Origin of the sequence: Micromonospora sp. MW-13, from assembly GCF_003434305.1 — a bacterium.
Classification (GTDB): domain Bacteria; phylum Actinomycetota; class Actinomycetes; order Mycobacteriales; family Micromonosporaceae; genus Micromonospora.
The window spans coordinates 1-24,961 of record NZ_QKKX01000072.1 but is presented as its reverse complement, the minus strand read 5'-3'; the positions used below and the strand labels follow the sequence as shown (position 1 = coordinate 24,961).

The 24,961-nt window shown below is 71.8% G+C and carries 26 protein-coding genes; 10 read left to right on the top strand and 16 right to left on the bottom strand.

What is annotated here, in order from left to right:
• On the top strand, positions 1-833 hold an 833-nt coding region (locus tag C5N14_RS27500; RefSeq protein WP_133305770.1), incomplete at its 5' end, for an ABC transporter substrate-binding protein.
• Between the two features lie 136 nt (positions 834-969).
• On the opposite strand, the gene C5N14_RS27495 is transcribed toward C5N14_RS27500, so the two are convergent.
• Genes C5N14_RS27495 through C5N14_RS27485 form a run of 3 tightly spaced genes read right to left on the bottom strand, consistent with a single transcriptional unit; the run spans position 970 to position 3,809 of the window.
• Entirely contained in the window at positions 970-1,917 is a 948-nt protein-coding gene (locus C5N14_RS27495; protein ID WP_128763677.1) for a hypothetical protein, read from the bottom strand.
• A 33-nt stretch (positions 1,918-1,950) separates the two neighbouring features.
• Complete coding sequence (locus C5N14_RS27490; RefSeq protein ID WP_371685917.1) at positions 1,951-2,916, bottom strand: ABC transporter permease subunit; 966 nt, start codon at positions 2,914-2,916, stop codon at positions 1,951-1,953.
• 5 nt (positions 2,917-2,921) lie between these two features.
• Positions 2,922-3,809 (bottom strand): ABC transporter ATP-binding protein, encoded by an 888-nt coding sequence (locus C5N14_RS27485; protein WP_117672200.1) that lies wholly within the window; start codon positions 3,807-3,809, stop codon positions 2,922-2,924.
• A 117-nt stretch (positions 3,810-3,926) separates the two neighbouring features.
• Here C5N14_RS27485 and C5N14_RS27480 point away from each other — a divergent pair, with 117 nt between their 5' ends.
• From C5N14_RS27480 to C5N14_RS27470, 3 genes are read left to right on the top strand one after another with little or no spacing between them, the layout of a single operon-like run.
• Positions 3,927-4,415 (top strand): metal transporter, encoded by a 489-nt coding sequence (locus C5N14_RS27480; protein ID WP_117672198.1) that lies wholly within the window; start codon positions 3,927-3,929, stop codon positions 4,413-4,415.
• A gap of 10 nt (positions 4,416-4,425) precedes the next feature.
• A complete protein-coding gene (locus C5N14_RS27475) occupies positions 4,426-5,568 on the top strand; it encodes a sensor histidine kinase (RefSeq protein ID WP_243640090.1) in 1,143 nt (380 codons plus the stop codon).
• Positions 5,565-6,218 (top strand): response regulator transcription factor, encoded by a 654-nt coding sequence (locus C5N14_RS27470; protein ID WP_117672196.1) that lies wholly within the window; start codon positions 5,565-5,567, stop codon positions 6,216-6,218. The genes C5N14_RS27475 and C5N14_RS27470 overlap by 4 nt, the downstream gene beginning before the upstream one ends.
• A gap of 203 nt (positions 6,219-6,421) precedes the next feature.
• Here C5N14_RS27470 and C5N14_RS27465 read toward each other — a convergent pair whose 3' ends face one another.
• The 11 genes from C5N14_RS27465 to C5N14_RS27415 all read right to left on the bottom strand — a co-directional run bounded on the left by C5N14_RS27465 (position 6,422) and on the right by C5N14_RS27415 (position 17,268).
• A complete protein-coding gene (locus tag C5N14_RS27465) occupies positions 6,422-7,066 on the bottom strand; it encodes a DNA alkylation repair protein (protein ID WP_207892889.1) in 645 nt (214 codons plus the stop codon).
• Between the two features lie 95 nt (positions 7,067-7,161).
• The gene (locus tag C5N14_RS27460; RefSeq protein ID WP_117672192.1) at positions 7,162-7,818 is read right to left on the bottom strand and encodes an SRPBCC domain-containing protein; all 657 of its coding nucleotides are present in this window, start codon (positions 7,816-7,818) and stop codon (positions 7,162-7,164) included.
• A complete protein-coding gene (locus C5N14_RS27455; RefSeq protein ID WP_117672190.1) occupies positions 7,815-8,213 on the bottom strand; it encodes a helix-turn-helix transcriptional regulator in 399 nt (132 codons plus the stop codon). The genes C5N14_RS27460 and C5N14_RS27455 overlap by 4 nt, the downstream gene beginning before the upstream one ends.
• Positions 8,214-8,378: 165 nt before the next feature.
• On the bottom strand, positions 8,379-8,756 hold the full coding sequence (locus tag C5N14_RS27450; RefSeq protein WP_117672188.1) for a nuclear transport factor 2 family protein: 378 nt from the start codon (positions 8,754-8,756) through the stop codon (positions 8,379-8,381).
• Between the two features lie 41 nt (positions 8,757-8,797).
• Positions 8,798-10,444 (bottom strand): DUF885 domain-containing protein, encoded by a 1,647-nt coding sequence (locus C5N14_RS27445; RefSeq protein WP_117672186.1) that lies wholly within the window; start codon positions 10,442-10,444, stop codon positions 8,798-8,800.
• On the bottom strand, positions 10,441-11,679 hold the full coding sequence (locus tag C5N14_RS27440) for an amidohydrolase family protein (protein WP_117672184.1): 1,239 nt from the start codon (positions 11,677-11,679) through the stop codon (positions 10,441-10,443). Before C5N14_RS27440 ends, C5N14_RS27445 begins: the two co-directional genes overlap by 4 nt.
• Positions 11,680-11,689: 10 nt before the next feature.
• The gene (locus C5N14_RS27435) at positions 11,690-12,673 is read right to left on the bottom strand and encodes an ABC transporter ATP-binding protein (RefSeq protein ID WP_117672183.1); all 984 of its coding nucleotides are present in this window, start codon (positions 12,671-12,673) and stop codon (positions 11,690-11,692) included.
• Complete coding sequence (locus C5N14_RS27430) at positions 12,670-13,647, bottom strand: ABC transporter ATP-binding protein (RefSeq protein WP_117672181.1); 978 nt, start codon at positions 13,645-13,647, stop codon at positions 12,670-12,672. Before C5N14_RS27430 ends, C5N14_RS27435 begins: the two co-directional genes overlap by 4 nt.
• A 2-nt stretch (positions 13,648-13,649) precedes the next feature.
• Entirely contained in the window at positions 13,650-14,567 is a 918-nt protein-coding gene (locus tag C5N14_RS27425) for an ABC transporter permease (protein ID WP_117672179.1), read from the bottom strand.
• Positions 14,564-15,652, bottom strand: coding sequence for an ABC transporter permease (locus C5N14_RS27420; RefSeq protein WP_207892888.1), 1,089 nt, complete (start codon positions 15,650-15,652; stop codon positions 14,564-14,566). The genes C5N14_RS27425 and C5N14_RS27420 overlap by 4 nt, the downstream gene beginning before the upstream one ends.
• 8 nt (positions 15,653-15,660) lie before the next feature.
• A complete protein-coding gene (locus C5N14_RS27415; protein WP_117672177.1) occupies positions 15,661-17,268 on the bottom strand; it encodes an ABC transporter substrate-binding protein in 1,608 nt (535 codons plus the stop codon).
• A 300-nt stretch (positions 17,269-17,568) separates the two neighbouring features.
• Between C5N14_RS27415 and C5N14_RS27410 the strand changes: the two genes are divergently transcribed.
• The 6 genes from C5N14_RS27410 (at position 17,569) to C5N14_RS27385 (ending at position 23,259) form a co-directional block, all read left to right on the top strand.
• Positions 17,569-18,105 (top strand): helix-turn-helix domain-containing protein, encoded by a 537-nt coding sequence (locus C5N14_RS27410; protein WP_117672175.1) that lies wholly within the window; start codon positions 17,569-17,571, stop codon positions 18,103-18,105.
• A 73-nt stretch (positions 18,106-18,178) separates the two neighbouring features.
• Positions 18,179-19,099, top strand: a complete 921-nt coding sequence (locus C5N14_RS27405; protein ID WP_117672173.1) for a dihydrodipicolinate synthase family protein — start codon at positions 18,179-18,181, stop codon at positions 19,097-19,099.
• Positions 19,096-20,283 (top strand): FAD-binding oxidoreductase, encoded by a 1,188-nt coding sequence (locus C5N14_RS27400; RefSeq protein ID WP_117672171.1) that lies wholly within the window; start codon positions 19,096-19,098, stop codon positions 20,281-20,283. Before C5N14_RS27405 ends, C5N14_RS27400 begins: the two co-directional genes overlap by 4 nt.
• Positions 20,284-20,326: 43 nt before the next feature.
• Entirely contained in the window at positions 20,327-20,587 is a 261-nt protein-coding gene (locus tag C5N14_RS27395; protein WP_117672169.1) for a (2Fe-2S)-binding protein, read from the top strand.
• Positions 20,584-22,050: an NAD(P)/FAD-dependent oxidoreductase gene (locus C5N14_RS27390; RefSeq protein WP_117672167.1), complete on the top strand. Its 1,467-nt coding sequence runs from the start codon at positions 20,584-20,586 to the stop codon at positions 22,048-22,050. The genes C5N14_RS27395 and C5N14_RS27390 overlap by 4 nt, the downstream gene beginning before the upstream one ends.
• A 387-nt stretch (positions 22,051-22,437) precedes the next feature.
• Positions 22,438-23,259 carry a hypothetical protein gene (locus C5N14_RS27385; protein WP_128763676.1) on the top strand — a complete coding sequence of 274 codons (822 nt, stop codon included), beginning with the start codon at positions 22,438-22,440 and terminating at the stop codon, positions 23,257-23,259.
• Positions 23,260-23,603: 344 nt separating this feature from the next.
• Here C5N14_RS27385 and C5N14_RS34305 read toward each other — a convergent pair whose 3' ends face one another.
• Both C5N14_RS34305 and C5N14_RS34300 read right to left on the bottom strand, forming a co-directional pair.
• Positions 23,604-24,809 carry a Mov34/MPN/PAD-1 family protein gene (locus C5N14_RS34305; RefSeq protein ID WP_117672163.1) on the bottom strand — a complete coding sequence of 402 codons (1,206 nt, stop codon included), beginning with the start codon at positions 24,807-24,809 and terminating at the stop codon, positions 23,604-23,606.
• The gene (locus C5N14_RS34300) at positions 24,806-24,949 is read right to left on the bottom strand and encodes a hypothetical protein (protein ID WP_371685916.1); all 144 of its coding nucleotides are present in this window, start codon (positions 24,947-24,949) and stop codon (positions 24,806-24,808) included. Before C5N14_RS34300 ends, C5N14_RS34305 begins: the two co-directional genes overlap by 4 nt.
• Between the last annotated feature and the right edge of the window lie 12 nt (positions 24,950-24,961).

Here is a 24,961-nt window from a genome sequence, read left to right as displayed (position 1 = left end):
CCCACATCGTTCCGCAGGACACCCTCACCCGGGACCGCTTGCACCTGGTCGAAGGCGTGTCGGGGGTGGATATCTTCACGCGGCAGGGGCCGGGCATGGCGTTGCTGGACTTCAACCACGGCCGTGCGCTCTGGCAGGACCAGCGGGTCCGGGAGGCGGTGGCGTACGCGGTCAACCGGGACGAGATCGCCGAGCTGGGCGATCCGGGCGTCTCCCAGGCCTGGGACCACTACCTGCTGGGCACGTCGTGGGCGTTGAACCGGGAGGCCAAGGCGCCCGGCCACGACGTGGAGCGGGCCCGCGCCCTGCTCGACGACGCCGGGGTCACCGCGGACGCGTCGGGCGTACGGGGCCGGCTGACCATGTTCTACATGGACATGTTCCACGGTCACCGGCCGCTGGCCGAACTGATCGCCCGCCAGCTCGGCGAGGTCGGCTTCGAGGTGTCCTTCGACGGTCTGGCCTCGGAGGACTGGTCCCGTCAGGTTCGCAAGGCACATGACTTCGACCTGATCATCGTCGGTGGTTCGATGGAACCCGACCCGGAGATCACCGCGACGAAGTACTCCTCCGGTGGGCAGAACAACATGGGACTGCACCGCAACCCCGACGTGGACGCCGCCTACCTGGCCGCGCGCCGCGCGGACACCCGGGAGGAGCGCCGCGAGCACTACCAGCAGTTGCAGCAGGTGTGGGCCCGGGACATCGAATGGGTCCCGCTCTTCTGGTACGGGATGTACTACCCGCGCAGCGAGAAGTTCTTCGGCTGGGCCGATCAGCTCGGTTACTCCGTGCCCTGGTGGCACTGGGGACGTATCCGCCCGGTGGCGTGACAAGGGTGGGCCCGGGTCGACGACCCGGGCCCACCCTTTCCCTCTGTCAGTCAGCCCAGGTCGGAGACCGTAGGCGCGGATGATCGTCTGGTCGATGCCGTTGCCGAGCCGGACGAGGTCCAGTTGCCCCACTTGGTCAGCACACGCGGGCGAACCAGGTCCGGTCGTCGATGGTGCGCCGTAGGAAGCCGTTGTCGAGGATGGCGTGCTCGTTCCGCCAGTGCGTTGACGGGGCCAGCAGCCCGGTGCGCCGCCCCGACGCGGCATCGACCAGTGCGAGGGCGACGAGTTCGTTGTCCCGTACGACATCCAGCGTCACGATGCCGTCACGCGTGAACACCGCACCGCCCAACTGCAGATCCTCGTCGTCGAACAGCTCTGTGCCGCTGGCGACCCACCGGCGGGTAACCTCCGGCGCCTGCCAGGCGAACGCGGTGACGATCCCATCGTCGTCGAGCGCAAACAGCTCATGCTCGCTGAGCCCGATGCCGTTGACGCGTTCGCCGGGGAGGTGCCGCGCGTACACCTGGCCGGTCTCCGCGCCGTGCACCCGCAGCCGGCCGTCGCGGACCTCGGCGACGGCGAGGACCTGCGGATCGTCTCCAACGTTCGCGGCGAAGCCCACGGCCGACGCGGCGTGCGTGACCTCGACACCCTCACCCCATCCGGCCAACGGATTCACGTCCAGATGCAGCGGCCCGCTGGTATCAAGCCGGTCGAGCGTGACCGCATCGTGCAGGTGCAGCCGCGCCGGCTCACCCGCCACGCCGAGCAGCAGGTGCGCACCACCGGCGGTGTAGGCGAGCCAGTCGCAGGCCTCGATGGGGACGGCCCGCTCCCGTTTACCATGGCGCCACACCTCGAGTTTCCAAGGCTCGGACAGCACCGCGATCGACGTTCCGCTGGGATGGACCGTGACGTGGCGCGGCGGCGGCATGGGTTGCGACACGACGCCGGTCAATTCGCGGGCCAGGTCGTGCACGGTCAACACGTCACCGGCGAGGGTGGCGACGTGCCGTCCCAGCGGATCGGTCGCCACGAAAACACCTGGTGCTGAGCCCGCCTCAACGATCACTCCGTCCATCCGGCCCAAGATAGCCATGCCACGGCGCTTTCGTCATGGTGCCCTTACGCCCGCAACGCGCCACAGGCCGGCCGCCGCGAGCAGCGCGCTGAACGCGAGATACAACGCCAGTTCGATCCATTGGAAGGGCCAGAAGCGCCCGTTGGGCTGGTAGGCCAGGTCGACGTGGAGGTCGAGCTTGCCGAGACACACCGCGGTGTCACCGAACCTGCCGCTGGCGCCAGTCTCCGGGGCGTTGTTGAAACACTCGTTGAACGCGGCGTCGGACAGTTGCCGGCCGTCAGGTGTCAGGAGCTTACTGGTATCCGTGACCCAGGAGTCCGCTATCTCTACCCCTCCGACGACCGGCCCACCGGTGATGCTGCCCAGCGCCCGGGCTTGGTTGATGGTGTCGGCACTCATCGGTACGGTGACCCGCTCGGCGGGCAGGTAGTGCGGTCGCAGCAGGTTCGGCACGGCGAACTGGACCGCGATCACGGCTAGGAACACCATCGCCATCGCCGGCTGGGTACGGCGGACCAGCAGCCCGGTGACGGCGCCGAACGTGAAGCCGAAGACGGCGTACCCGATGGGCGCGACACCACGCGCGCCGAACAGGATCGCGCTGAACCGGTCGCCGGCCACCTGGTCGACCGGAACCGCCGCCCACGTCAACAGCGCGCTGAGCGTACCGGCGACGGCCATGCTGGCAAGGCCGAGCACCATCAGCTTGACCGCGAGCCAGCGGCGGCGGGGCACACTCTGGTTCCACACCAGCCGATGGGTACCGGTCTCCAGTTCGCGAGCGATGAGCGGCGCGCCCCAGAACGCACCGATGAGCGCGGGTACCAGACCGAAACCGGCGGCGAGGAACAGCATCGTCTGCCCGTACTGGATCGGAAGCTGGGAGGTGTCCCGCACGGCACGGATGTCCGCGCCGAGGCGCACCAGGTAGATGGCGGCCACGACCAACAGGAACGCTCCGACGAGCGCCTGGATCCGGAACTGCCGCAAGCTCATCCTGATCATCGCGCCACCGCCGCACTCACGCGGGGCGCGGCACCGGCTCCGGCGGCCCGCGACAGGTAGGCGAGGACCAGTTCCTCCAGCGTGACCGGCTCGGCGTCCCGGGCCGCCGCACCGTTCCGTACCGCCGCACCGTCCCGTACCAGGGCGTGGCCACGCTCCGCCCAGATAACCTCGACCCCGGCGGCCATCCTGGCCGGATCGCCAGCGATCCTGTGGTGCGAGGCGAGCAGATCCCGTACCGGACCGGCGACCTGGATGCGCGAGTCGCAGAGTACGACGAGGTAGTTACAGACCTGCTCGACATCGCTCAACAGGTGCGAGGAGAGCACGGCACTGGCGCCGAGTTCTACCACGAACTCCATGAGACTCCGCATGAAGCCCATGCGCGCCAGGGGATCCAGCGCGGCGGCGGGCTCGTCGAAGATGAGCAGCTCGGGTCGTTTCGCGGCGGCGATGGCCAACGCGAGCTGCGCGCGCTGGCCGCCGGAGAGCCGGCCCGCCTTCTGCGCCGGGTCCAGGCCGACCTCGGCGATGCGCCGCTTGGCCAGCGCCGGGTCCCAGGACGGGTTCAGCCAGGCACCCATCCTCAGGTGGTCGGCGACGCTGAACGAGGCGTACACCGGAGTGTCCTGGGCGACGAAGCCGACCCGGGCCAGGTGCGCCGCGTTGGCTGCCGGTCTGGACCCGAGCACGGACAACGTACCCGCGGTCGGTGCGATCAGGCCGCAGGCGAGTTGGAGGAGTGTGGACTTGCCGGCGCCGTTCGGACCGACCAGCCCGACGACATGCCCGCGCGGGATTCTCAGGTCACAGTCGGTTAGTGCCGTGCGGCGGCCGTACCGCTTGGTCAGTTGCTCGGCGTGCAGCACGAGTGGTGTTTCCATGGGCTAATCCTGCGAACGGCGGGCGGTCCGGGCATCGGTCCAAGGCAGGGGCCGGTACGCGGACGACCCTACTTTTGGCCGGTTCGCGTGGGCCGGCGATTTCCTAGCGTCGTTGGCATGAACACGACACACCGAACGGCAGTGAACGCCGTACTCGGGCTGGTCTTCGTCACCGGACTCGGGCTCACGGCGTATCTGGTCGCGGACAGTTGGGGCGGGCTCTATTGGCTGTTCGACTGCGTGGCCGGGGCGGTGACAGGGCTGCTCGCGCTGCTGCGCGGGCCGCAGCGGACCTGGCCGGTGGCGGGAGGACTCGCGGTCGCGGCGGTGGCGATCGTGGTGGCCGGGGTCGCCGACCTGCCGCAGGAGCCGGGACCGGTCACCGCACTGGCGCTGGCCGTACTCGTCGGTTCGGGGATCCGGACGCTGCCGGGACCGCGCGCCGCGGCCGTTGCGGCGGGCGGGTTCGCGGTGGTGGTGGGTACCTGGCTGACCGCGCTTCCGGACGCGGCGGGCTTCACCGTGGTGACCGTCGTGAACACGGTCACCTGGCTGGTCGCCGTGGCGCTCGGGATCAGTCTGCGCACGGCCGGGCGGGACTCGTAAGTTGAACAGGGTGAGCATCTGGGACCGGCTGTTCGGGGTCGCGGCCACGGCGGGACTCGCCATGGTCTTCCTCGCCGCGATCGTCATTGAGGCTGCGGCGATCGCGCAGACGTGGGGCACCCGGTACTGGATCGCCGGTGCCGCCGCCGCCGTCGTGGTCTGTGTGCTGGCGCTGGTACGGCGGCGGCAACGGGCGTGGGCGGCTGTCGCCGGTCTCGGGATCGCTGGGCTGGCCGTCGCGGTGGCCCGGGTGTTCCACCTCCCGACCGAGCCGGGACCGGCCATGGCGCTGGCGCTCGCCGTACTCGTCGGGTCGGCGGTGCGCGCGCTGCCTGCCGTACCGGCTGGTGCGCTCGCCGCCGGAGGGCTCGCAGTCATCGGCGGCGCCTATCTCGCCGCCCGGCCGCAGTCCTCGGGCGCCTCGGGGGTCGTGGCGATGAACGTCGCGGCCTGGCTCGGCGCGGTCGCGGTCGGGCTGGCGCTGCGGCTGCTGGACGACCGGGCGGCGGCCACCGCGGAGAAAGTACGCCGCGACGAGCGGCTGGAGCTGGCCCGGGAACTGCACGACGTGGTGGCCCACCACATCACCGGCATGCTGATCCAGGCGCAGGCCGCCCACGTCGTCGCGCGCAAGAACCCGGGTCAGGTGGCCGAGTCGATGACCGCGATCGAGGCCGCCGGCACCGAGGCGCTGCGCGCCATGCGCCGCGTGGTCGGCCTGCTCCGCGATGCCGAGGACGCGCCACCCGCCTCGGCAGGGCAGGAGCAGCTCGGCGTGCTCGTCGAGCGCTTCGACCGGCAAGGCCCACCGGTGCGCCTACGGGTACCCGACGAGAGCGCCGCATGGCCACCGGAGGTGACGAGCACCGTGTACCGGATCGTCCGGGAGGCGCTGACGAACGTGGCCCGCCACGCGCCGCACGCCTACGGCGTCACCGTCACCGTCGACCAGAACCCCTCCGGCGTCACGGTCGAAGTGGTCGACGACGCGGCACCGGGCCCCGCCCGCGCCTCGCACCGCGGCGGGTACGGCCTCATCGGCATGCGCGAGCGCGTCGAAACCCTCGGCGGTACGCTGCACACCGGCCCCCGCCCCGACGCAGGCTGGTCGGTCCTGGCCACCCTGCCCATCCACGACGGGCGGTCACGATGACGATCCGCGTACTACTCGCCGACGACCAGGCGATGATCCGTAGCGGCCTGAAGCTCATCCTCGAAGACCAGCCGGACATCAGCGTCATCGCCGAGGCGGCAGACGGTGTCGACGCGATCGCGCAGGCCCGCCAACTGCGTCCCGACGTCTGCCTGGTGGACATCCGGATGCCCCGGCTCGACGGCATCGAGGTGACCCGGGCACTGGCCGGGCCCCGGGTACCCAACCCGATGCGGGTCATCGTGGTCACCACGTTCGACCTCGACGAATACGTGTACGGCGCGCTGCACGGCGGCGCGGCCGGCTTCATCCTCAAGGACGCCGGCCCGGCCCTGCTCGTCGAGGCGGTACGCGCCGCCCACAACGGCGACGCGCTCGTCTCCCCGTCGATCACCGTCCGGCTGCTACGCCACCTGACCACGCCGAAACCAGAACCCGACAAGTCGCTGCCGTCGTTGTCCGAACGCGAAGTCGAGGTGGTCCGGGAGATCGCACGCGGTCGCACCAACCTGGAGATCGGGGCCGAACTGTTCATCTCCCTCAGTACGGTCAAAAGCCACGTCTCGACCATCCAAACGAAACTCGGCCTGCGCAACCGCACCGAGATCGCCGTCTGGGCCTGGGAGAACCGGATCGTCGAAACCGCTTGAACGGCCCGTCGCGCACGCGGCGGCGATCGCCGAGGTGTGGTTTGTGGTCCGCGACCACGGACCGGCCGCCGGCCTGGCGCTGCGCCGGTGGTGGTCGGACCGGGCCGGCTGGCAGGAGCGGGAGACCACCCGGCCGGGCTACGGGGTCCGGGTGCGCCGGCAGGCCCGGACGGGTAGCGGCACGCGCGTGGACAGGAAACTGCCTACTTGTCGTGCTGTCGGCGCAGCATCTCGGCGATCCAGATGGGCGCGAACGGAGACGTGCAGCCCGGGGGAGTCGGGTAGTCCTTGAGCACTTCCAGGCGCTCACCGATGTCGATTGCGCGGGCACTGTACTCGGCGTGCTCGATCCCGATATGACCCAGGCACTCGTTCATCGCCCACTGCAGGCGGTCCGGGGCGTCTCTCATCTGCGCCTCGATGGTGTCAAGCAGCCCCGCGAGGTCGAGGCCCTCGGGCTTCTTCGTCACGCGTTCGGTGGTCAGCGCCCAGCCGGCACTCGCGACCACTGGATCCGGATCGGAGAACCAGGCCAGGCGCAGCTGTTCGGAGTGCGGGTTCTTCTTCACCACGTAGTTCACGAGCCAGCCATGCACCTTGGGTGTGCGCGCCTCGCGCAACATGACGTCCAACTCGTCACGCTCGAACGCCTTCGGACGGCAGATCAGGATTGCCAGCAGCCTCGCCGCGGTGTCATCCGTCTCCCAGAGCTGGCGCGCGAGTTCCTGCTGCGTCTTCAGCCGCTTCGCGAGCGCGCGCAGCTTGCTGAGGTGCACACCGTGATCGTCACCGTGTTTCTCGTTCACCTTGCGCGTCTTCGGGTCCTCAAGCGCGGCCAGCTCGGCCATCACCTCGGCCGCCGTCGTCTCAGTCACCTCAGCCTCCTGCCTATCACGTGGATCACTCGCGCAGCGGGTGCCATCCGGTGTTCGCCCGCGGGTCATCAGCGGTCGCCGCTGGTTTCGGGGGCGAAGTGCTGCACCACGAACGCGATGGCCGTGGCGATGTCGTCGGCACTGGTTCCCCAGGCAGCCTGGATCGCGGGCCCCCAGGCGTGGCAGCTGCGGATGGCGAATTCCTTTCCCTCGGGGGTGTCCTGCCACGTGGCGGGGTCGAACCTCACGCCGCCGTGCAGGAAGAGGTCGAGGCCGAGCAGCGCGAGGTCCCAGCCACAGCCGATTCCGATCGTGCCACCGGGACCGTAGCTGCGCACGAGTTCGTCGACGATCTGGGCGGGTGAGGCGTGCTCCAGCTCGAAGACGGTGCGGCCGTCGTAGCCGGTCGCCAGGCGCACCTCGACCTCGGTCGGCATGCCTTCGCCGAGGACCCAGGTCACCTTGATCAGACGGGGTTCCTCGCAGCGCAGGATGTCGCCGCCGGCGTTGTCCTTGAGCTGGAACGTGCCGCCGGCCCGCAGGTCGCCTTCGATCGGGCCCAGCCATCGGCTGAGCCGCTCCGGGTCGGTGCAGGCGCTCCAGACGTCCTCGATCGGGGCGTCGTAGACCCGGCACAGCAGCAGCGACCGCCCTTCACCGGTAGCAACCGCCTGGTTGGCGATCTCCCGTTGCGTGGCGTTGATCTGGCTGACGATGTCGATCACGATTCCTCCTCGCTAACGGACTCGGCTTCCTGACGACGATCCGATGTCCCGGCAGCGAACCCACGGTTGTCGCGCTGGTGGCGTCTGCCGCGGGCGAGTTCGGTGGTCAACGCGTCCAGGCGCTGACTCCAGAACTGCCGGAAGCGCTCCAGCCAGATGTCGACCTCCTGCAGAGGCGCTGCCTCCACCGCATAGAGGCGCCGCGTGCCGTCCGGACGGACGGTGACGAAACCCCACTCCCTCAGCACTCGCAGGTGCTGCGACACCGCAGGTGGCGAGATGCCGAACTCTGCCCGGATGACCTCGCTGACGGCCCCGGCGGCCTGCTCTCCGTCGGCGAGTAGCTCCAGTATTCGGCGTCGCACCGGGTCGCCGAGGACATCGAACGCGTGCACCCACGAACTATGTCAGCATCAGCTTAATTAAGTAAAGTCTGAACTATGCTGTGATCCTGCGCTGGTTCGCCGGTGGGCCGGGCACCGAGCAGTTGCTTCAGCGCGTGTCGATGCTCGCGACGCGTTTGGAGGTCATGGGAGGTCGGCGACCGGTTTCCTCGGCGTTCACCGGAGGGCTTCCGCGTGGTGGTGCACGATCCGCCAGCCTCGCTCGTCGCGGCGCAGCACGTCCGTCACCCGGAAACAGTCGTCCGGCTGCCCGGTCGCGTACCGGGCCCGCAGGACGTAGCGGACCAGGCCCGTGTCCTCCCACGCCTCGGCCCGGAACTGCTCGGGGGCGACCGAGGTCGGGGGCGCGGCCGGTCCCCGGGTCGCCGCCCGGCGATCCCGCAGGTCGTCCAGGGCTGCCAGACCGTCCAGCAGGTCGGGCGCGTCGGACTCCCAGATCGTCAGTTCGGGGTGCAGCCGGGTGTCGAACGCCGCCCGGTCCCCCAACGACCGGTACATGTCGGTGATGGCGGCGGTGAGATCGTCAACGGTCATCGGGGCTCGCTTCCGGTCGGGGCGGACGGGGGTGTCGGGGATCAGGAGAGCTCGGCGAGGCGGGCGCGCAGCGGGTCGAGCCCCATCGGCCCGAGCCGCAGTGCCCGGTGGTGGAACCGCTTGCGGTCGAACGCGGCGCCCTCGCGCCGTTCGACCTCCCGGCGGGCCTGCTGCCAGAGCCGCGCCCCGGCCTTGAAGGCCAGCGCCTGCGCCGGCCAGCCGAGGTACCGGTCGACCTCGAACCGCGCGGTCGCCGCGTCCAGCCCGGCGACGCGGACGAGGAAGTCCACGGCCAGCTCGGGGGTCCACCGGCGCGCGTCGGTGAAGCCGGTCCCGGCCGGGATCGGCACGTCCAGGTGCAGGCCGAGGTCGATGACCACCCGGGCGGCGCGCCACATCTGCCCGTCGAGCATCCCGAGCCGCTCGGCGGGACCGGCGTAGAGGCCGAGCTCGTCGGCGAGGCGTTCGGCGTAGTGCGCCCAGCCCTCGGCGTACCCGTGGACCTGGCACAGCGACCGCTGCCACGGGTGCAGGTCGGCGGTGGTGAGGGTGATTGCGTGCTGGAGGTGGTGCCCGGGCAGCCCCTCGTGGCAGAGCGTCCCGACGTGCCGCCACACCGGCACCGTCGACTCGCCGGGGGGCGTCGACCACCAGATTCCGCCCGGGCGGGTCAACCCGGCGTCGGGCGGGGTGTAGTACATGACCCCGGAGGCGGCGGGGCTGATTCGGCACACCACCCGGCGGGTGGCGGCCGGGATGTCGAAGTGCGGGCCGTCCAGGGCGTCGGTGAGCCGCTCGGTGCGTTCCCGCAGCCACTCCTCCAGGTCGGGCCCGACCGGCACCCGGCCGGCGGGGTCGGCGTCCAGCCCGGCCCGTGCGCCCGCCACGTCCGGGTACCCGAGCTCGGCGGCGACCGCCCGCTGCTCGGCGGCGGTCCGGGCCAGCTCCTCCCAGCCGTACGCGTACAGCTCGTCCAGGTCGACGGTCGCGCCGAGGAAGCTGCGCGCGGTGACGGCGTACAGGTCGCGACCGACGCCGTCGACGTCGGTGGCCCGTGGCGCCAGCTCGGTGCGCAGGAACGCGGCGAAGTCCGCCGTCGCGGCGGTGGCCGAGCGGGCCCCGGCGGCCAGCTCCCCGGCCAGCGGCCCTTCCGGACCCCCGGCCACCAGCCGGCCGTAGAAGTCGTCGGAGGTGACCCAGGCGGTGCACTGGTCGGCGACGGCCAGCACCTGCCGGCGCGCCACCAGGCGTCGCCGTTGGGCCGACCAGCGCAGCGTCTCGGCGTACTGGCCGAGGGCCGTGGGCACCCGGCGCAGGTGCGCGGCGACGACCGCCCAGTCCTGCGCGGTGTTGCGGGGCAGGTTGTCGAAGACCTGCCGGACCAGGTGCACCGGCGTCGCCAGCGGGGCGAGCAGCCGGGTGGTGAAGCCCGCGTCGTAGAGGTCGACCTCGCTGGCCAGCCGGTCGAGCAGGGCGCCGGCGAGGGCCCGCTGCGACGTGCCGTCGACACCGGCGCCGGCCGCCGCCGTGGCGGTGCCGCGGGCCAGCTCCGCGCGGGCGGCGAAGCCGTCGGGGGAGAGGTCCGCGAAGTGCGAGTCGGGCGTACGACCCGCCGCCTCGGCGGCCTCCGGATCCAGCCCGGCGAGCGCGTCGAGGTACCGGTCGGCGACCTCGGTGATCGTCGTCATCGGGCGACGCCGAGGCGGCCGTGGTCGTCGCGGTACCCGACGCCACCCTTGAGCACCGTGTGCAGGGTGCGCAGCGCGGACACCGAGCGGGTGGGATCGTCGCGCAGGACCAGCAGGTCGGCGTGCTTGCCCACCTCGACGCTGCCGAGCGTGTCGGCCTGGCCCAGCCACTGCGCGGGGCGGATGGTGGCGGACTTCAGGGCGTCGGCGACGGGCATCCCGGCGTCCACCATGAACTCCAGCTCGCGCACGGTCGCGGTCGTCTCGTCGTAGCCGGCGTGTGGCGGCATGTCGCTGCCCAGCGCGATCGGCACCCCGTTGCGGATGGCGTGCTGGAGGCTCTCCCAGTGTCGGGGCCCGGCGGCCAGGGCGCGGTCCATCAGCCAGCCCGGCACGCCGGAGTCGCGGAAGAACTGCTCGCAGCGGCTGACCACGATGGTCGGGACGTACCAGACGTTCCGCTCGGCCATCAGCCGGGTCACCTCGTCGGTCAGCTCGTAGCCGTGCTCGACGCAGTCCAGCCCGAGTTCCACGGCCCGGCGCACCGACTCGACCGGGCCGGCGTGCGCGGTGACCTTGCGTCCCCAGTCGTGCGCCACCCGGATCACCGCCGCCAGCTCGTCGTCGAGCAGTTGCGGGGTGTCGATCGACTCGAACTGGCCGGCGATCCCGCCGGAGATGCACACCTTGATCAGGTCGGCGCCGGCCCGGATCTGCTGCCGGGTGAGCCGGCGGAAGCCGTCCGCCCCGTCGGCCTCCAGCGCGTCGGCCTCCCAGCCGTGTCCCCCGGTGCAGCACAGGGCGTGCCCGGCGGTGAAGATCCGCGGGCCGTCCACCGCGCCGCGTTCGATCCCCTTGCGCAGGGCGAAGTCGGCGTACCGGCTCTCGCCGACGAGCCGGGCGGTGGTGACCCCGGAGTGTAGGGTCCGGCGCGCCGAGTCGGCCATCAGCAGCACCAACTCGGCGAGGTTCGACCGGTGCACCTCGTCGCCGAAGTGGCCGGGCAGGCCGAGCGACAGGTGGACGTGCATGTTGGTCAGGCCGGGCATGACGTGGTCGCCGTGCAGGTCGACCACCCGGGCGCCGCCCGCCTCGGCGAGGACGTCGTCGACCGGCCCGACCGCGCGGATCGTGCCGTCGGCACCGACCCAGATGCCGCTGTCGCGCTGGACGTCGTCCCGTACGCCGTCGTAGAGCGCGAGGTTGACCAGGACCTGTTCGGTGGGGATGTGCATGCGGTGTCCTCTACGCGGCGGGCACGGTGGTCGGCGCCACCGTGGGGTCGTTGAGCCAGCAGGCGGCGCTGCGGTCGCCGAGATCGAGCGTGGGCGGCTGCTCGCCGCACGGCCCGAAGGCGTGCGGGCAACGCGGCCGGAACCGGCACCCCACCGGCGCCTGCGCCGGGTCGGGCACCTCCCCGGCGAGCGTCCTGGGCAGTTGCGGGTGCGGGCCGATCTGCGGCACCGCGTCGATCAACGCCCGGCTGTACGGGTGCCGGGGCGAGCGCCACAGCTGGCGGGTGGGTGCGGTCTCGACGATCCGGCCCAGGTACATCACGGCCGTGACGTCGGCGATCTCGTGCACCAGGGACAGGTCGTGGGAGATGAACAGCATGCCCATGTCCAGGTCCCGGACCAGCCCGACGAGCAGGTTGACCACCTGCGCCTGCGACGACGCGTCCAGTGCGGTGACCGGCTCGTCCGCGATGATCATCCGGGGTTCCGGCGCCAGCGCCCGGGCGATCGCGAGCCGCTGCCGCTGGCCGCCGGAGAACTGATGCGGGTACCGCTCCGCGGCCCCGGCCGGCATGCCGACCCGGTCCAGCAGGTCGGCGACCCTCGCCCGGCGGGCGGCGCCGGTCACCGTGTCCGGCACCCCGTCGAGGAGTTGGGTGCCGATGGTGCGCCGGGGGTTCAGCGACGCGTACGGATTCTGGAAGACCATCTGGAGCCCGATCTCCGGCACCGGCCGGCGCCGCCAGCCGAGCGGGGTGACCGGGCGGCCGGCGAACCGGATCGTCCCGGCGCTCGGCGCGGCCAGCCCGACCGCCACCCGGGCCAGCGACGACTTGCCGCAGCCGGACTCGCCGACCAGGCCGACGATCTGGCCGGGCGCCACCTCCAGGCTCACCCCGGCCACGGCCCGGACCGGCCCCCGGCCGCGCGGCCTGTACTCCACCTCGACGTCGCTGATCTCGAGCAGGTTGCCTGACCCGACCGGCTCGTTCATGCCGCCACCTCCAGGTGCGGACGGACCACGCAGGCCACCGACCGGTCGGTGCCGGCCGGGGACAGCGGGGGAGGCACGGTGCCGCAGGACGGCTCGGCGTACCCGCACCGGGGTTGGAACGGACATCCGGGCGGCGCCTGCCCCGGTGCCGGCGGCCCGCCCGGGATGGGACGCAGCGTGCCGACGGCCTGGGTGCCGTGCGGGCGGGCGCCGAGCAGCGCGGCCGTGTACGGGTGGCGCGGCGCGGTGAGCAGCGCTCCGGTGGGGCCGGTCTCCACCACCCGCCCGGCGTAGAAGACGTACCCGCGGGTGGTGAGCGCGCTGAGCACCCCGAGGTCGTGGGTGATGAAGGCGACGGCCAACCCGGTCTCGGCGCGCAACTGGTCCAGCAGCGCGAGGATGCCGGCCTGCACCGTCACGTCGAGCGCGGTGGTCGGCTCGTCGGCGATCAGCAGCCGGGGGCGGGCGGCGAGGGCGATCGCGATGGCCGCCCGCTGCCGCATGCCGCCGGAGAACTGGTGCGGGTATGCCCGCACCGCCCGCTGCGGGTCGGGGATGCGGACCTGGTCGAGCAGTTCCACCGCCCGCCGGTCCGCCGCCCGCCGGTCCAGGCCCAGGTGGACCCGCATGTGTTCGGTCAGTTGCCGGCCCACCGTGAGCATCGGGTGCAGCGCCGCGGTGGGGTCCTGGAAGACCATCGCGATTCCGGCGCCGCGCACCTTCTGCCAGCGCCTGGTGTCCAGGCTGAGCAGTTCGGTCCCGGCGAACCGGGCCGACCCGGTGACCTTGGCGCCGGCGGGCAGCAGCCCGAGCAGGGTCTGCGCGGTGAGGCTCTTGCCGCACCCGCTCTCTCCCGCGATGCCGACCATCTCGCCCTCACCGACGGTGAACGACACGTCGTGCAGGATCGGCAGCGGCCCCGTGGGGCCGGGCAGGGTGACGGCCAGGGAGTCGACCTCGAGCAGGGGTGGCATTGTCAACGTCCCTTCGCGTAGCGGGGGTCGATCCGGTCGCGCAGCGCGTCGCCGAGCACGTTGAAGGCCATCACCACGGTGAGGATGGCCAGGCCGGGGAACACGCTGACCCACCACATGGAGAGGTCCTGCGAGCCGAGCGCCACCATCGAGCCCCACTCGGCGGCCGGCGGGCGGGGGCCGAGGCCGAGGAAGGACAGCGCGGACAGCAGCAGCACGGCGTTGCCGAGCTCCAGGGTGGCCAGCACGATCGCCGGCCCCACGCTGTTGGGCAGGACGTCGCGGCGCAGCGCGCGGACCGGCCCGATGCCGAGCAGCCGGGCGGCGCTGAGGTAGTCCTCGCCGCGCATGGTCAGCACGGCGCTGCGGATGACCCGGGCGTAGACCGGCCAGGAGACGATGACCAGCGCGAGGACGGCGTTGCGGGTGCTGGGCCCGAACGCGGCGGTCACCGCCATCGCCAGGATGATCTGCGGGAACGCGAAGACCAGGTCCGTCAGGCGCATCAGCGCCTCGTCGACGAACCGTCCCACGTAGCCGGCGACCAGGCCGAGCAGGCCGCCGATCAGCAGGGCGAGGGAGACGATGGCGAGCGCGAGCGGGATCGACAGGCGGGAGCCGTGGATCACCCGGCTGAACACGTCCCGGCCGAGGGAGTCGGTGCCGAACCAGTGCGTGCCCGACGGCGGGGCGTACGCGTCCGGGCTCTGCGCCAACGGGTCGTACGGCGCGACGACCGGGGCGAACAGTGCCATCAGCAGCCACCCGCCGAGGATGACCAGGGCCGCCACGGCGATCGGCTGCCGCCAGATGGGCCGCCCGGTCGAGCGACCGCGCAGCCGGCCCAGCAACCGGCGCCGGGCCAGCGCGTCGGTCGCCTTCGGGTCGGGCGCCACGGGGTCGGGTGCGAGTGTGGTCATGACAGCCGGATCCTCGGGTCGATGAGCCCGTACAGCAGGTCGACCGTGAGGTTGACCAGCGTGTAGACCAGCGCCACGAACAGGCTGACGCCGAGGATCGCGGGCAGGTCCAGCGCCGTCGCGCTGCGGTACGCGTACTGGCCGAGGCCCGGCCAGCCGAAGATGTTCTCCACCAGCACCGTGCCGGAGAGCAGCGAGGCGAAGGCCAGACCGGAGACGGTGATCACCGGGACCAGCCCGGCCCGCAGCAGGTGCCGGCGGAACACCACCCGGGTGGGCAGGCCCTTGGCGTACGCGGCCCGGATGTAGTCCTGCTGGAGCACCTCCAGCATGGACGAGCGGACGAACCGGACCAGCATCGCCACGGTCAGGCTGGTCAGCACGAGCACCGGCAGGACCAGGTGCTGGGCGGCGTCCCAGGCCACGTCCCACTGGCCGGCGAGGGCGGCGTCGACCGTGTACATGCCGGTCACCGTCGGCGGCGGGCTGAAGTCGGTGGAGAGCCGTCCCCCGCTGGGCGCCAGGCCGAGCTGGTAGAAGAAGACGTAGAGCACGACGAGCGACAGCCAGAACGGCGGGGTGGACAGGCCGAGCAGCGCGCCGACCCGGATCAGCTGGTCGGTGATCCGGCCGTTGCGCACGGCGGCGAGCATGCCGATCCCGGTGCCGATCAGCAGCGCCAGCACCATGGTGGGGATGGCCAGTTCCATGGTCGCCGGCACGTACTGGAACAGGTCGTCCGTCACGGTCCGGCCGGTCTGCTGGGAGATGCCGAGGTCGCCCCGGAACAGGTTGCCGAGGTACTGCAGGTACTGCACGTACAGCGGCTGGTCCAGGCCCCACTTCTCGCGGAACGCGGCCACCGTGGCGGGGTCGTTGAGCGCCTGGTCGGAGAGGTTGGCGGTGACCGGGTCACCGGGCACCACGGTCACCAGGCCGAACGTCACGATCGTGACGCCCAGCAGCAGCCCGGCCGTGATCGCCACCCGCTTGGCCAGGAACACCAGCAGCGCCCGGCGCGGCCGGGGCCGGGACGCGGTCGTGGTGACCGCGCCCGGCTCGGCGTCGTCGACTGTCGTCGTCATGAGGTGGTCTACTCCCGGCCGACGGCGGCCAGGTCGACCTGCCAGCCCGCAGCGGTGTAGTCGGTGCCGGTCAGGTCGCCGCTGGCTACGACGGTGGAGGAGTTGTTGGCCAGGACGATGTAGGGCGAGGCGGCGTTCATCGCCCGCTGCCACTCCTGCATGGCGGTGGCCCGGGCAGCCAGGTCGAGGGTCTCGGTGACCTTCTTGCCGGCGGCCACGACGGCCGGGTCGGCCCGCTCCACCGTCCAGCCCGAGCGCAGCGCGGTGGCCTGGCCGGGGGACATGTTGTTGATCAGCGAGTCGGCGACCGGGTAGTTCAGGCTCTGCGGGGTGAACCCGAGGGCCATCTTGCCCGTACGCATCTCGTCGAGGAACGTGGTCAGCGGCTGCGGGGTCAGCTCCAGCTTGATGCCGGCCTCGGCGGCGTCGCCCTGCACCTTGGTGGCCACCGTGCCCAGGTCGACCCCCTTGTAGGTGATGGCCGGGTAGTTGAACTTGACCTTGGGGTTGGTCAGCCCCGCCTCGGCGAGCAACGCCTTGGCCTTCGCCACGTCACGCTTCGACTCCTCGCCGGCGGGCAGCGTGCCCGGGTAGGCCGGGGCCACCAGCCCTGCGCCGGGGGCGGCGCCCTTGCCGTACAGCCCGGCGATGCCCTGGTAGTCGATGGAGGCGCGCAGTGCCTGGTTGAACTTCTGGTTCGAGGTCACCGGCGAGACGGCCGGGTCGGCGTTGAGGAAGAGGAAGTAGACGGTGTCCTGCATGGCGGAGGTCTTCAGCGTGTCCGGCAGCCCCTCCAGGAGCTTGCCGGAGATGTCCAGCGCGATCTCCGAGCCGCCGGCCCGCTGCATGGTCAGCTTCTGGGTCTGCACGTCCATGTTGCGCAGCACGACGCGGCCGAACTCGGGCTTGGTGCCCCAGTAGTTGGGGTTGGCCTCCAGCACCACCTGCGCCGACGGGTCGTACGACTTCAGCACGTACGGGCCGCTGCCGATGGAGTTCTTGTCGAGGTACTGCTGCGCGGTGTCGCTCTTCGCGGCGTCGGGGCCGTCCGTCGCGCCGTGCTCCTTGGCAACCTTGGAGTTGACCACCCCGGTCGAGGGCATGGCCAACACCACCGGGATGTTCGGGTCGGCGGTCGCCGAGGTGACCACCACGGTCCGGTCGTCGGTCTTGGCGACCGTGAGGCCGCTGACCATGACCGCCGGGCTGGCCTTGACGTTCTTCAGCCGGTTGAGGGAGAAGACCACGTCGTCGGCGGTCAGCGGGCTGCCGTCGGAGAACTTCACCCCCTCGCGGAGCTTGAAGGTGAAGGTCTTCGCGTCGGCGGAGGCCTCGTACGACTCGGCCAGCGCCGGGACCGGCTTGCCGACGTCCGAGCCCTTGAAGGTCAGCAGGGTGTCGTAGAGGGAGTGCACGGCCGTGAGCCCGGTGGCCTCGTAGATCCGGCCGGGGTCGAGGGTCTTGAGGACGAACGAGGTGTTGACGGTGAGGGTCTTGGCCGAACCGCCGTTACCGTTTCCTCCGCTGCCGCCCGCGCTGCACGCGGTGCTGGAGGCTATGGCCAGCGCAGCCAGAGCGATCGCTCCGACGCGGAGCCGGCGAGGGGACACCGACATGCTGTTCCTACCTTCGAATGGGCCGGCCCGCGCGGGACGGGCTCTTGGGTTGTCGCGCCCGGCGTCACCGGTGACGCTGCGGCCGGGGCCGCCGGTGCCAACCAATGGGCGGCTTGCGGGTCTTCGCCCGTACACCGTCATGAGGTTGGATGTATCCGGACGGGACTCCTGTCCGGTTCGTTCCTCAGCGCGGCTTGTCTAGTTACGCCAAACACGTTCGCCTTGTGTTTGACCATGCTAGACAACCGCGTATAGTTACGTCAAACATTTCTAGTCACACTGTTGGAACGAGGAAGACGCATGCTCGGTGACCAGCTCCGCGACCTGCGCCAGCAGCACTCCCTCACGCTGCGCCAGCTCGCGGCTGCGGCCGACGTCTCACCTGCCCTGCTCAGCCAGATCGAGAACGGCGCCACGGACCCCAGCCTGGCCACCCTCCGTAAGCTCGCCAAGGTCTTCGACACCTCCATCGCGGCGCTGTTCTCCGAGCCGGACGCGCCGCTGGTGCACATCAGCCGTCCCGGTTCGCGGACCCGGCTCGCCGCTCCTCCGGGGCAGATCGCCTACGACCGGCTCACCCCGGGGCGGGGCGACCTGGAGGTGCTCGAAGCCGAGCTGGCACCCGGCGACGCCAGCTCCGGCGAGCCGTGGGCCCACCCCTCGACCGAGTGCGCGATCGCCGTCACCGGCGAGATCGTCGCCGAGATCGGTGGCGAGAAGTACGTCCTGAAGACCGGCGAGGCGATCACCTTCGACTCCCGGCTGCCCCACCTCTACCGCAACGCCAGCGACCAGCGCGCCCGGCTCGTCATCGCGGTCACCCCGCCGACCCCCTGACCCACCCCGGCACGTCACCCGGCCCGCGTCGCGCACGTGGGCGGTACGACGCCGCCCGTCGAAAGGACCCGAAATGGACCGTGACAGCGTCGACTGGTTCGGCTACCTCCCGGCCGTCACCACCCCGTTCACCGCCACCGGCGAACTGGACCTCGCCGCCTGGCGCGTCCAACTGGACTGGCTCGCCGCCGAGCGGCTGCACGGGGTGATCGTCGGCGGTACCACGGGCGAGTGGTTCAGCCTCACCGAACAGGAACGCGCCGCGCTGTTCCGGACGGCCGCCGAACGGGTCGGCGACCGCCTCACGGTGCTCGGCGGCTGCAACGCGTACACGCCCGCGGAGGCGATCCGGCACGCCGAGGCCGCCCGGGACGCAGGCCTGCACGGCATCCTGCTCACCCCGCCGCCGTACGTGGTGCCCACCCGGTCGGAGATCGTAGCCTTCTACCGGGCCGTCTCCGAGGCGGTGGACATGCCGCTCTGCGTCTACAACTGGCCCCGTGGCACCGGCGTCGACCTGGACGCCGACCTGCTGTCGGAGCTGAGCGGGCTGGACACCGTGGTGGCGGTCAAGAACTCCACCCCGGACTTCGGCGGATTCGTCCGTAGCCTCGTCGCCCTGCGCCACCGCGTGCGCTACTTCGGCATCCCCACCAACGAGGTCGGCATCGAGTTGATGACCACGATCGGTGGCGACGGGCTGATGGGAGCCGGCGCCGTGCTTGGCGCCGACCACCCCGACTTCTTCCGCGCCCTGCGCGCCGGGGACCTCGACCGGGCCCGGGTCCTCGGCGCCCGCGACCGGGTGATCATGGAGGACTGGTTCGGGCCGGACTACGGCGCCCGGTTCGGCAACGCTCAGGCGATCATGAAGTACGCGCTCACCCTGCGCGGCGTACCGGCCGGGCACGTCCGCGCGCCGCTGCTCCCGCTGACCCCCGCCGAACAGGACCGCGTCCGGGCCACCATGACCCAGCTCGACCTGCTCCCATGACTTCGTACGACACGGCGGTCATCGGCGGCGGTCTGCTCGGCTGCGCGACCGCCTGGCACCTGGCCCGCGCCGGCAACCGGGTCCTGCTCGTCGAGAAGGACCAGGTCAACCGGCACGCCTCCGGGCAGAACGCGGGCAGCCTGCACTTTCAGCTGGAGTTCCGGATGGTCGAGCACGGCGACGACGCGGCCCGTGCGGCGGCCCGTGCGCTCCCGCTGCACCTGGATGCCATGCGGGCCTGGGCCACCGTCGAGGACGAGCTCGGTGAGCGGTGCGGGGTGTCCCGTACCGGCGGGCTGATGCTCGCCGAGACCCCGGCGGAGATCGCCGTGCTGGACCGGAAGGCGGCCCTGGAACGCGAGTACGGTCTCGACGTCGCCGTGCTCTCCGGCCCCGAGCTGCGCCGGTTCGCGCCGTACCTGGCGGACACCGTGCTCGCCGCCGGTCACGTGCCCGGCGAGGGCAAGGCCAACCCCCGACTGGTCACCCCGGCGCTGGCCCGGGCCGCCGGCCGGTACGGCGCCGTGCTGCGCACCGGCTGCCGGGTCACCGGGCTGCACCGGCGCGGCCGGCACTGGGAACTGCGAACCGGGACCGGGCCCGGGGACACCGCCGGGGAGACCCACCTGGCCGACACGGTGGTGCTCGCCGGCGGGGTCTGGACCGCCGAGCTGGCCGCGATGGCCGACGTCCGGCTGCCGGTCTTCCCGGTCGGGCTGACGATGAGCGCCACCGCCCGCAGCCGGCCGTTCCTGCCGCACCTGATCCAGCACGTCGGCCGGCGGCTGTCGATGAAGCAGACCGAGGACGGCAACGTGCTGATCGGTGGCGGGTGGCCGGCCAAGCTGGTCAGCCGGGCCGGACAGGTCGACCTGGAGACCAACCCGGAGTTGCGGTACGAGTCGCTGGTCGGCAACGCCGACGCCGCCCGGGTGGTCCCGGCGGTGTTCGACCTGCCGGTGATCCGGACGTGGACGGGCATGACCACGCTCACCCCGGACCACCTGCCGCTGCTCGGCGCGGTCCCGCGCCGGCCCGGACTGTTCGTCGCCACCGGCGGCTCGGCCTTCACCCTCGGCCTCACCTACGCCCGGCTCCTCGCCCGCATGGTCGTGACCGGCGAGACCGACCGGTCGATCGAGGACTACTCACCCTCCCGTTTCGGAGCGCTGAACTTTGTCTGAACACCGCCCGTCGAATCCTCCGGACGCGCCGAGGCGCACCCCGATGGACCGACCCGAGCCGGTCACCATCGAGGTGGACGGGCGGACCGTTCCCGCCCACCCGGGCGAGTCGCTGGCCACCGCGCTGCTTGCCGCTGGTGAACGGGCCGTCGGCACCACCCGCGGCGGCGCCCGCCGGGCGCCCTACTGCAACATGGGGATCTGCTTCGAGTGCGTCGTCACGGTGGACGACGTGCCCTGCCAGCGCTCCTGCCTGATCCGGGTACGGGCCGACATGCGGGTCCGCACGGCGGTGCCCCGGTGAGCGCGCCCGACGTGGTGGTGGTCGGCGCTGGCCCGGCCGGGCTGGCCGCCGCCGCCACCCTCGGCCGGCATGGCGCCGCCGTCACCGTCGTCGACGAGCAGGAGCAGCCGGGCGGGCAGATCTACCGCCAGCCGCCGGCCGGGTTCACCCCGCCGGCCGGATCGTCCCCCGCCGGTCGGGCGCTGCTGGCCGAGGCCACCGCCGCTCCCGGCGTCCGCTGGCTCGCCGACACCACGGTGTGGGGCGTCCTCGGCACCCGGGCCGGCCTCGACGGGTACGCGGGCGACCAGCCCCCGCCGGGCCGCTACCGGGTCGCCACGCACGGTCCGGTCGGTGTCCGCCTGCTCGAACCGCGGGCGGTGCTGCTCACCGCCGGCGCGTACGACCTGCCGGTGCCGTTTCCGGGCTGGACCCTGCCGGGAGTGCTCACGGCAGGCGGTGTGCAGACGTTCGTCAAGGCGCAGGGCCTGCTGCCGGGCGGCCGGTTCGTCCTGGCCGGGGGCCACCCGCTGCTGCTGGTGGTGGCCGCCCAACTGGTCCGGGCCGGCGCCCGGGTGGTCGAGGTCGCGCTGATCCAACGCCGCCGCGACCTTCTGCCCGGACCGGCCGGGCTGGCCGCCGCGGCGGGCGCGGGAGGCAAGATCGCCGAGGGCGTCGACGCGCTGCGCGTCCTGCGACGGGCGGGCGTGCCGGTCCGGTTCGGCACGGTGGTCCGCCGCGCCGCCGGCGACCCTGACCTGACCACGGTGACCCTCGCCGAGGTCGGCCCCACCGGGCTGCCGGTGTCCGGGACCGACCGGGACGTGCCCTGCGACGTGCTGGCGCTGGGGTACGGCTTCGTCCCCTCCGTCGAGCTGGCCCGGCAGGCCGGTTGCGCGGTGACCTGGGATTCCCCCGCGGGCGGCTGGGTGGTCCGGCACGACGAGTGGCTGCGGACCTCGGTGCCTCAGATCGCGGTGGCCGGCGAGCTGACCGGCGTCGCGGGCGCCGAGCAGGCGGAGGTCGAGGGCCGGCTCGCCGCCCTCGGCGTGCTGCGCGACCTGGGGCTGCTCGACGAGCACCGGGCCGTCACGCTGGCCCGCCCGGTCCGCCGGGAGCTGCGCCGCCGACGACGTTTCGTCACGCAGGTACTCGACCGGTTCGCGCCGGACCGGGCGGCCCTGGGCAGCCTGGTCACCGACGACACCGTGCTCTGCCGGTGCGAGGAGGTGCGGGCCGGCGACGTGCGCCGCGCGCTGCGCGCCAATCCGCACCTCGGCACCGCGAACGCGGTGAAGCTGGTGACCCGCGCCGGGATGGGCCTGTGCCAGGGGCGGTCCTGCCAGCCGGGCCTCTGCCAGCTCATCTCCACGCTGACCGGCCGGGGGCCGGAGCAGGTCGGGGCGTTCACCGCGCAGGCGCCGGTCAAGCCCGTCCCGCTGCGCGCCCTCGCGGTCGGCGACGAACCGCCCGCCGCGGACTGACCGAGGGCGCCGCGCGCACCAGCCGTTGACATCCAGGCAAGCGGGGTGAGCTTCGCGGGGGCGCGGGCCAGGCCCGGGTTCCACTGCCACTGCCATCCTCGGCCTGGGATCCGCAACTGGCGTGCCGGCGCGCCCGGTGGGATACCTGGACGACGACACGGTGCCGTGGACGGCATTCTCTGCGGGAGCCGGCTGTCGGTGTCGACCTGCCGGGGATCCGCGGAAGTGGCGCTTCGGCCACCACCAGTGCGCTGGCGAGGGCTCGCGGTTCCCCGGTCGGCCCGTGAGATGATGGCGCCCATGGGGAACCAGCAGGACGTCGGCGGGCCCAACCGTCGCAGTGGGTCAGGTGCCGCCGCGGACGGTGCGACGGGTGGCAGTGTCGACGTGCGGCTCGCCCTCGCGCAGGACCCCACAACGCCACAGTTGACCCTCATCGACCTGGCGTCCGACCCGTCGCCCTTGGTCCGTAAGGCGGTCGCGAGCCGCACCGACGCGCCCGCGCAGGCACTGCGGCCGCTGACCCGGGACCATGATCGTCTTGTCCGGGAGGCCGTGGCGAGAAACCCCTCGACCTCGATCGCCAATCTCCTGCGACTCGTCAAGGACGCCGACCGGTGGGTCCGCTGGGCGGTCGCCGGCAACCCGGCCTGCGACGAGTCGGTTCGCCGGGTGATGGCGGAGGCTCCCGACAAGGAGCTTCGCGGTCTCCTCGCGGAGTCGCGCGAACTGGCGCCCGAACTGGCCGCGCGGCTGGTCGACGACGTCTCACCCGAGGTGCGGGAACGACTCGCCACCCACACCCACGACCCCGATGTGATCACCGCTCTGATGGCCGATCGCACCGTGCGCGTGCGCAAGGGGCTCGCCCGCAACCCGCGGACCACCACCGCCCAGCGCAGCGCACTTGCCCAGGATCCAGTGGTGGACGTCCGCGTCGCGCTGGTGCTCGCGGTCGAGTTGACCGAGGCGGATCTGCGACGCCTGGTTGACGACCGCTCGGTGCAGGTGCGGATGGCGATGGCGACGTCGGAGGTGGTCCCGCCGCACATCCGGCAGGCGCTCGGTCGCGATCCCGACGAGATGGTTGCTGGCGCGGCGCGGGACTTCCGGCCCGGGGCGGGCAACTCCTCGGTGGTACAGGCTCCGCGCGTCGGTCACCGGGCCTCCGGGACCGGTCGAGGCCGACCGGGCGGCGCCCGGCGCTGAGGGCAGCGGAGCCGCCGTCATCCGCCCGCGCCTCGCGGCCGACACCGATCCCAGCACGGATGCCTTCAAGTATTTGATCGTGGTGCTCGGGATTGCGGCGCCCCACTCGGGGCGACGAGGAGAAGCTGATTGCCTGTTGGCCGCAGGAGGCGTGCGGAGCGTCGTCGGAGGTCGGTGCTCGATCCGGGGCGATGCTGCGATTGATCTGAGAGATCGTGGCCTGTCGGAGTGGGACCGGGCTGAGTGTCTGGCAGTCCTACGACCACCCCGGCTGGCCGCGCCAGCAGCGGATGCTGCACGCCGCACCGATCGGGCAGCAGTTGGCTGCCTCCACCCAGGTGAAATCAGATGACGTCGACTGACTCCTCGGTTACGACGCCGTCCCTGATCCGGAATGAGCGGAACTCGACGGCGTCAGGATCGCGGGTCGACACGATGATGTAGTGGGCGTCGGCCAAGGCGAACGCGGTGGTCGTCCGGGCCGGATACGCCTTGGTGGCGGTATGCGAGTAGTAAATCGCCACCGCGTCCTCGTTGTTGTTTTCCATCTCCCGCCAGACGGCCAACTGCTGTGCCCCATCAAACTCATAGAAGGTTTCGGACGCCGAGGCGTTCCACATGGGGATGAACCGCTCCGCTCTGTCCGACCCCATCGGGCCGGCGACCAGCCCGCATGCAGTCATCGGATGGACCGCGAGGCAGTGCGCCACAATGCCGTCGAAGACCACCCGGCGAATCTGCAGTCCGCCCGCGCCTGCCCGGTGCGGTTCGGTCCGCCTCTGCTGGGCTTGCCTCGTTTCGGCCCGGTGCTGCCATCCGTTGCGGGTGAGAGCCAGCTGGTCGATCGTGCCGGTTCCCCGCTGGCCTGGGACCGGCAGACCCCTGGCGACCATGCTGGCATACAGGTGCCGATAGATCTCGCTAAACGTGAGCAGGTTCGGGCCGTCGGGCACACCGCCGACGAGCAGACGGAGCAGCTCACCGGTGAACGCCGTATATCTGGCACCAGCAGGGGCGAGAGCCGGGGCATTGCGCTCGGTGGCGGTGAGGATGTAGGTGCCTTCGATGCCGACCTGGCCGAGCACCGCAGCTGTCGTGCCGCCCGCCATGTCCTGCACGGCCAGCCCAGAGAAACAGGTGTCCAGCACGACGATCCGGTTCCGAGCCGGGCTCTCCTTGACCAGTTGGCGGACCACGTCATATGCGATGGCGCTGACCGGCAACTCGTCCGGATGCGTCTCGGCCAAGCTCAGGTACAGCTCGTTGCGGTCGCCGGTGAAGCCGTGGCCGGCGAAGTAGAACAGCAGAGTGTCCTCGGCGGAAGTAGCGTACTTCTTCAGCTGCCGGAACACCGTTCGCGCGTCGCGCGGGTTGCGAATGACGATGCAGCGTTCTGGGGGCAGTGCAGTCCGGTCGGAGTCGGTGAGGACCGCCCGTAACGTGGCGAGATTGTTCTCGACGGCGGGCAGGTCCAAGACGGCGTCCGCATCGTAGGACCAGACACCGACCAGGATGGCATAGGAGCGAGCCGGATCCGGGAGGCGGATCACTGTTGCTCGGTGGTCGCGTCGAGCACCTCTCGGATGACCGCCTCGGGATCCTTGGTGCGCTTCGTGGAGACATGTGTCTTGCGGCCGCCCGGGCCGGTAATCGTGATGGTCACATCGGAGCGCCGCTGCATGAGCCAGATGGACAGCGTCTT

Excerpts from the sequence above, each read along its gene's own strand:
- C5N14_RS27495 (WP_128763677.1), bottom strand. The coding sequence starts at position 1,917 with ATGGACGGAGTGATCGTTGAGGCGGGCTCAGCACCAGGTGTTTTCGTG.
- C5N14_RS27490 (WP_371685917.1), bottom strand. The coding sequence starts at position 2,916 with ATGAGCTTGCGGCAGTTCCGGATCCAGGCGCTCGTCGGAGCGTTCCTG.
- C5N14_RS27485 (WP_117672200.1), bottom strand. The coding sequence starts at position 3,809 with ATGGAAACACCACTCGTGCTGCACGCCGAGCAACTGACCAAGCGGTAC.
- C5N14_RS27480 (WP_117672198.1), top strand. The coding sequence starts at position 3,927 with ATGAACACGACACACCGAACGGCAGTGAACGCCGTACTCGGGCTGGTC.
- C5N14_RS27470 (WP_117672196.1), top strand. The coding sequence starts at position 5,565 with ATGACGATCCGCGTACTACTCGCCGACGACCAGGCGATGATCCGTAGC.
- C5N14_RS27465 (WP_207892889.1), bottom strand. The coding sequence starts at position 7,066 with ATGGCCGAGCTGGCCGCGCTTGAGGACCCGAAGACGCGCAAGGTGAAC.
- C5N14_RS27450 (WP_117672188.1), bottom strand. The coding sequence starts at position 8,756 with ATGACCGTTGACGATCTCACCGCCGCCATCACCGACATGTACCGGTCG.
- C5N14_RS27445 (WP_117672186.1), bottom strand. The coding sequence starts at position 10,444 with ATGACGACGATCACCGAGGTCGCCGACCGGTACCTCGACGCGCTCGCC.
- C5N14_RS27440 (WP_117672184.1), bottom strand. The coding sequence starts at position 11,679 with ATGCACATCCCCACCGAACAGGTCCTGGTCAACCTCGCGCTCTACGAC.
- C5N14_RS27435 (WP_117672183.1), bottom strand. The coding sequence starts at position 12,673 with ATGAACGAGCCGGTCGGGTCAGGCAACCTGCTCGAGATCAGCGACGTC.
- C5N14_RS27430 (WP_117672181.1), bottom strand. The coding sequence starts at position 13,647 with ATGCCACCCCTGCTCGAGGTCGACTCCCTGGCCGTCACCCTGCCCGGC.
- C5N14_RS27425 (WP_117672179.1), bottom strand. The coding sequence starts at position 14,567 with ATGACCACACTCGCACCCGACCCCGTGGCGCCCGACCCGAAGGCGACC.
- C5N14_RS27420 (WP_207892888.1), bottom strand. The coding sequence starts at position 15,652 with ATGACGACGACAGTCGACGACGCCGAGCCGGGCGCGGTCACCACGACC.
- C5N14_RS27415 (WP_117672177.1), bottom strand. The coding sequence starts at position 17,268 with ATGTCGGTGTCCCCTCGCCGGCTCCGCGTCGGAGCGATCGCTCTGGCT.
- C5N14_RS27410 (WP_117672175.1), top strand. The coding sequence starts at position 17,569 with ATGCTCGGTGACCAGCTCCGCGACCTGCGCCAGCAGCACTCCCTCACG.
- C5N14_RS27405 (WP_117672173.1), top strand. The coding sequence starts at position 18,179 with ATGGACCGTGACAGCGTCGACTGGTTCGGCTACCTCCCGGCCGTCACC.
- C5N14_RS27400 (WP_117672171.1), top strand. The coding sequence starts at position 19,096 with ATGACTTCGTACGACACGGCGGTCATCGGCGGCGGTCTGCTCGGCTGC.
- C5N14_RS27395 (WP_117672169.1), top strand. The coding sequence starts at position 20,327 with ATGGACCGACCCGAGCCGGTCACCATCGAGGTGGACGGGCGGACCGTT.